Genomic DNA, 5,283 nt, shown 5'->3' on the forward strand with positions numbered 1-5,283 from the left:
CATCATCCCCAAGGGCCTGACCCAGAAGATCGTTGAATACGATGGCAAGTACCTCAAGCTGCCGCCCAGTTCCATCGCCGTGCGTCCCGTGCAAGATCCGATGCCTCCGCTCTGGATCACCTCGGGCAACCCTGTCACCCTGGGTCGGGGCGTGCGCGAAGGCCACAACCTCTTCGTGACGGCACTCCTCAACGGCACGGATGCGATCGTGGCCCTGCGCGAGCGCCTCGACAAGGTGGCACATGACAACGGCGCGGATCTCGATGACGACGTGAAGTTCGGCTTTCTGCGCTGCGCATTTGCCTCCGACAACCAGTCCGAGATCGACGCCTACCTGGACAACGCGCGCTTCCAGCGCCGCATCTCGGAGAGCCTAAAGTTCCGTCGCGCCCAATCGGACGATGGCTACATGGTGAAGGAAGTGCCCTCGCCCACGGACCCGAGCTTCGAACAACTGCGCAAGAACCTGCCGGTGGGTTCGGTCAACCAGGTGATCGACAAGATGTTGGAAGAAATCAGCATCCTGCGGCCCAAGCACATCGCGCTGCAGACGCAGCTGGGCGATTTCGACCAGAAGACGATGCTGCGGCAGATCGAGCTGTGGGGCGAACGGATCATCCCGGCGATCCGCAAGGAAGTCGAATCGATGAACGCCGTGGCTGCCTGAAGCGCATCCGGAGCCACTCTCTTTTTCATGACGCCGCCTCAGGCGTCCTTCGCACTGCCACTCGCTCTGTCACCGATGCTCTCTCCCACCACTTTCGATAACAACGCCTTGCAGGGCAAGGTGGCCGTGGTCACCGGCGCCTCCGGAGGCCTGGGCCTCGCCATCTGCCAACATCTTCGGTCGATCGGCGCAAAGGTGGTGCAGGTCGACATCAGCTATCCGGCCGCGCCCACCGAGGCCGATGGATTGCTGACCGTGCACTGCGACATCGCCGACCCTGCGTCCATCGCCGCGATGGCAGAACTGACGCGTTCGCGTTTCGGTCGTTGCGACGTGCTGGTGAACAACGCGGCCATCACCGCGTCGCCCGTGGCACTCGAGGACCTCCCGATCGACGTCTGGGACCGCATCTTCAGGGTGAACCTGCGCGGCGCCTTGTTGTGCGCGCAGGCGCTGGTGCCGATGATGTTCGACCAGCAGGCGGGCAGCATCATCAACGTGGCGTCGATCGCCGCGCAGGTGCCCACGCGGGTCGGCGCCTACGGACCGACCAAGGCCGCCATGCGGGCGCTGACCCGCCAGATGGCCGTGGAATGGGGTCCGCGCGGCATTCGCGCGAACTCCGTCAGCCCCGGCATGATCTGCACCCCCTTGTCGGAGGTGCACTATCGCGATGAGGACACATTGAAGAACCGCACCTCCAGAATTCCTGCCCGGCGCCTCGGCCTCCCTGCGGACATCGCGGATGCCGTGTGCTTCCTCTCGAGCGATGCGTCCACGTACATCAACGGGCAGGACATCGTGGTCGACGGTGGCTTCCTGAAGGCATCGCTGACCAATCTTTATAAGACCGAACAGTGAGCCAAACCATGGAATCGCCAAAACGCCTGCAGAACGTGTTCGTGGTGGCCGAACGGCCCGCCGAACTCCATGCCTTCTACGAATCGGCACTCGGGCTCCAGCTCAAGTTCCGCGACAAGGACCGCTGGATCCAGTACGGGGTGGGCAACACCAGCGTCGCGTTGGCTTGCCGCGAAGAAGCCGTGCCGGCGACCTCCGGCGTCGTCATGGTGTTCGAGGTGGACGACTTCGCGGCCACCGCGGAGCGTGTCACCGCCTCGGGCGGCGAGGTGCTCGGCACACGGGACATGGGCTCGCATGGCGCTGTGCTGTCACTGCGCGACCCCGAGGGCAACATCGTTCAACTCTTCAAGCGCCAGGGGACAACACCGTGAGCCATCCGACGCCGGACACCGAGGCCATCGATCCCAAGCTGTTTCGCCAGTTGCTGGGCTGCTTCCCAACCGGGGTGGCCATCATCACGACCCACACTGCAGACGGGAAGCCCGTGGGCCTGACCTGCAACTCGTTCAGTTCGGTCTCGCTGGAGCCGCCCCTGGTGCTGTTCAGCCTGCGCAAGGCGAGCAGTCTGCTGGGCACCTTCGTCGAGGCCGATGCCTTCGCCATCAACATCCTGTCGCAGAGCCAGGACGTGCTGTCTGGCCGTTTTGCATCGAGCAAGATCGCCGACAAGTTCGAAGGCGTGGCCTGGCGTCCGGGCCCGCTCGGGACGCCGCTCATCGACGACTGCCTTGCCAGCTTCGAATGCCGTGTCCATGCCCGCCATGAGGCCGGCGACCACGACATCTTCATCGGCGAGGTGAAGCACATGACCACTGACTCCGCCGACCACGCGCTGGTGTTCTACAAGGGTGCCTACATGATGCTGGCCGAGTCGCTGCGCAAGCTGGTGCTCGAAGGACAACTGGGAACGGTCGATATCGACGAGGCCTATCGCGCGCTCTACGGGAAGCTGCTTCGGCTGGCCTGCGACCGGGCCACCGACGCGGAAGTGGACGCGATCGAGGCAGCCGTGGACGAGATCGAGCAGCACCAGGGCGCGGACGCGCTCCCGTTGCGCATCGAGGCTACAGCGCGCTTCTTTTCGTCGATCACCTTGGCTGGCCACAACGAAGCGCTGCGACTCATGGCTCAGACGATGACGGCCGTGTTGCGCGAGCGCATGACGCACGTGATACCGGTGCGTCCCAGGCCCGACGTGTTCCCGCTTCGACGCAAGGTCGTCCACTGCCTGCGGGTTCGGGACGCGGAGGGCGCCGTGGGTGCGCTGGACGAACTGATCACGATGTTGCGCAAGGACGACGGTGCGCGGGTCGATGGGGGCGCCGTATCGGTGCCGATCGAAAACTGAACCCCTGGGGTCAAGATGCGATTGGCGCCGCGGCCTATCTCGTTGATGAACTGACAATTCGACAGGAGGTCAGTGGGAGGCCCAGGTCGTGCAATGAATGAGGTCGCGTGGATGCGTGAACGTGAATCGGCCGGGGCTGCGGACGGCAAGACTCGAGCGCCACCCATCTCGGTTGGTTGATTGATTTGGGAGATGATACCGAGGACGACCCGAAGCGGGCGTCATCAACCAAGCGGAACAACGTCATGGCAAGCCGCCGACCGGCCTGAAGAACCAGGCTACGGCGACCAGGACTTCTCCCTGTTCCTGCGCAAGGCCTTCATCAAGGGTGCGGGCTACACCGACACGGCGCTCGACCGCCCCGTGGTGGGCATCGCCAACACGGGTAGTGCCTACAACGCCTGCCACGGCAACGCGCCCCAGCTCATCGAGGCGGTCAAGCGGGGGGTGATGCTGGCCGGCGGCTTGCCGATGGAGTTCCCGACCATCTCGGATCCATGAGAGCTTCGCCGCGCCGACCAGCATGTACCTGCGCAACCTCATGTCGATGGGCACCGAGGAGAAGAAGTCGTGTCCTATCTGCATCAATGATTCAGATCGTTTTCGGCGCCGGAAGGTGACCGATGATTGCGGAGATCCGCGCAGCGATATCCAGGATGCTTTCATCGCTCTCCGATGGGCCGTCTATCTCCATTCCGATGGGAAGTCCGGACGAGGACAGCCCAATGGGTAGACTGATTCCCGGTAGCCCGGCGCAGCTGGAAGGGTAGACGTTCTTGGCCAAGAGCATGCGGTCCACAACCTGCCCAGCAATGACGAAGGGCACTTGCTCATCTATCAGGGGAGCAATGGTTGGCGTTGTGGGGAAGAGCAATGCATCTATCTGATTGGAACGATAGGCGTCGGCGTACCTTAGCTGCAGCTCCGTGCGCTGCATATTGAGTGACCTAGAGTACATCTCCTTGGAGATTGCATTAGGGCTATTCGCGACTACGCTATCGGCCCAAAAGGCTTTCACATTCCGCCCAAGTCCAGCATAGATCTCTTCAAACGACACTGGGATCTTCTGTTCCTTCAGGAACGCAGTGACGTGAGGCATGGTTTCGGCAAAAAAGATCGGCCAGTTCGCCTGGTACGCCAAGGTTGAGAAATCTTCGCCAAGATCGATCTCAACAATCTCGGCCCCCGCGTCCCGAAATTTGTTCAGAGTGTCGAGAAAGGACCTTTCAACTTCTGGATCGATTAGCTCCAGATGCTGCTTGGGAGCGAAGCCAAAACGAAGTCCGATGAGGTTTTGAACCGAAGGCTTGTATGTCAATACTCGTCCGGTAGCCACCGCATCCAGCAAGGCGCAATCCTCCACCGTCCGAGTCATGGGCCCGGGCGTATCGAGCGTATGCGAGATGGGGGCAATCCCACGGCCCGACCATCGTCCTGTGGAAGGTCGAAATCCTACGACGCCACAAAGGGAGGATGGAACGCGGATCGATCCGACTGTGTCGCCGCCGAGCGCGGCCGGTACGATCCTGGCAGCGACAGAGGCTCCTGCACCGCTTGAGGAGCCACCAGTGACGCGGGTCAGGTCGTAGGGATTCTTGACCTGACCGTAATGTGCGTTCAGGCCGGTGAGTCCGTACGACATCTCGACGAGATTGTTCTTTCCAAATGGGATCGCGCCAGCCTCGCGAATCGACTTAACGACGGAGGCGTCCTCAGAGGGCTGATGAGTCGCCAGCACCTTGGTTCCGAATGAGGTCGGCGCGTCGCGGGTGTTGAAGCTGTCTTTGATCGCAATAGGGACGCCGTGAAGCGGACCAAGGTCCTTTCCCGCATGCCGTTCGAGGTCGGCCTGTCTTGCTGCTTCAAGAATGGTGTCCTCATCGAGCGTGATAAAGGCGCGTAGATCTGCGAGAGCGTGCGCGCGCTTCAGGAGCGCTGTAGCGTAGTCCGATGCAGAGATCGATCCTGTCCGGATCGCGACCGCCGCGTCGGTGATTGACAGTTCATGCAATGAAGAATTCAGGGAGTCAGTAGTCGTCTGCATATGAGAACGTTTCAAGTCATGGTGGACCTTCAGATTAGTCCGGAAGGGCGATTCGCGCTCGATGCAAACTGCCAGGTCGATCGCCTGTGCTTGCCAAGTTGGTCGCCGCATGGGCCGCCGGAGAAGCAACGAGCCCAAGACCGAGCACTTCCACGTGCCAAACCGCCGTAGCGACAGGGAGTCCTTTCTGCGCAGACGAACCTCAAAAGCTCGGTTGCGGCCCGGATGTCTCGCGCCTTCTCCAGCTGGGTTTGGCTTATTAATAACTGGTCATCTTCAAAGACGTATTCAGAAGTCGCCCCGAGAAGCCGCGACGAACGCTCCGCGGACATTGTGGGCAGATGGGGCACTCGTCTGGTT

5 protein-coding genes and 1 pseudogene are annotated in these 5,283 nt (G+C 61.7%); 5 read left to right on the top strand and 1 reads right to left on the bottom strand.

Going from position 1 to position 5,283, the window contains the following annotated elements; all coding sequences use genetic code 11:
- From AC1DY5_RS40890 to AC1DY5_RS40910, 5 genes and pseudogenes are all read left to right on the top strand, one after another.
- On the top strand, nt 1-667 hold a 667-nt coding region (locus tag AC1DY5_RS40890), incomplete at its 5' end, for an LLM class flavin-dependent oxidoreductase (RefSeq protein WP_478120155.1).
- A gap of 75 nt (nt 668-742) precedes the next feature.
- Nucleotides 743-1,528: an SDR family NAD(P)-dependent oxidoreductase gene (locus tag AC1DY5_RS40895; RefSeq protein ID WP_478120156.1), complete on the top strand. Its 786-nt coding sequence runs from the start codon at nt 743-745 to the stop codon at nt 1,526-1,528.
- An 8-nt stretch (nt 1,529-1,536) separates the two neighbouring features.
- On the top strand, nt 1,537-1,902 hold the full coding sequence (locus AC1DY5_RS40900; protein WP_478120157.1) for a VOC family protein: 366 nt from the start codon (nt 1,537-1,539) through the stop codon (nt 1,900-1,902).
- Nucleotides 1,899-2,879 carry a flavin reductase gene (locus AC1DY5_RS40905; RefSeq protein ID WP_478120158.1) on the top strand — a complete coding sequence of 327 codons (981 nt, stop codon included), beginning with the start codon at nt 1,899-1,901 and terminating at the stop codon, nt 2,877-2,879. The genes AC1DY5_RS40900 and AC1DY5_RS40905 overlap by 4 nt, the downstream gene beginning before the upstream one ends.
- 192 nt (nt 2,880-3,071) lie before the next feature.
- A pseudogene (locus tag AC1DY5_RS40910) lies at nt 3,072-3,441 on the top strand (dihydroxy-acid dehydratase domain-containing protein); the annotation flags it as partial.
- Nucleotides 3,442-3,471: 30 nt separating this feature from the next.
- On the opposite strand, the gene AC1DY5_RS40915 reads toward AC1DY5_RS40910, so the two are convergent.
- Nucleotides 3,472-5,061: an amidase family protein gene (locus AC1DY5_RS40915; protein ID WP_478120159.1), complete on the bottom strand. Its 1,590-nt coding sequence runs from the start codon at nt 5,059-5,061 to the stop codon at nt 3,472-3,474.
- Nucleotides 5,062-5,283 lie beyond the last annotated feature (222 nt).

It is taken from the genome of Variovorax sp. P4_D9, from assembly GCF_056401695.1.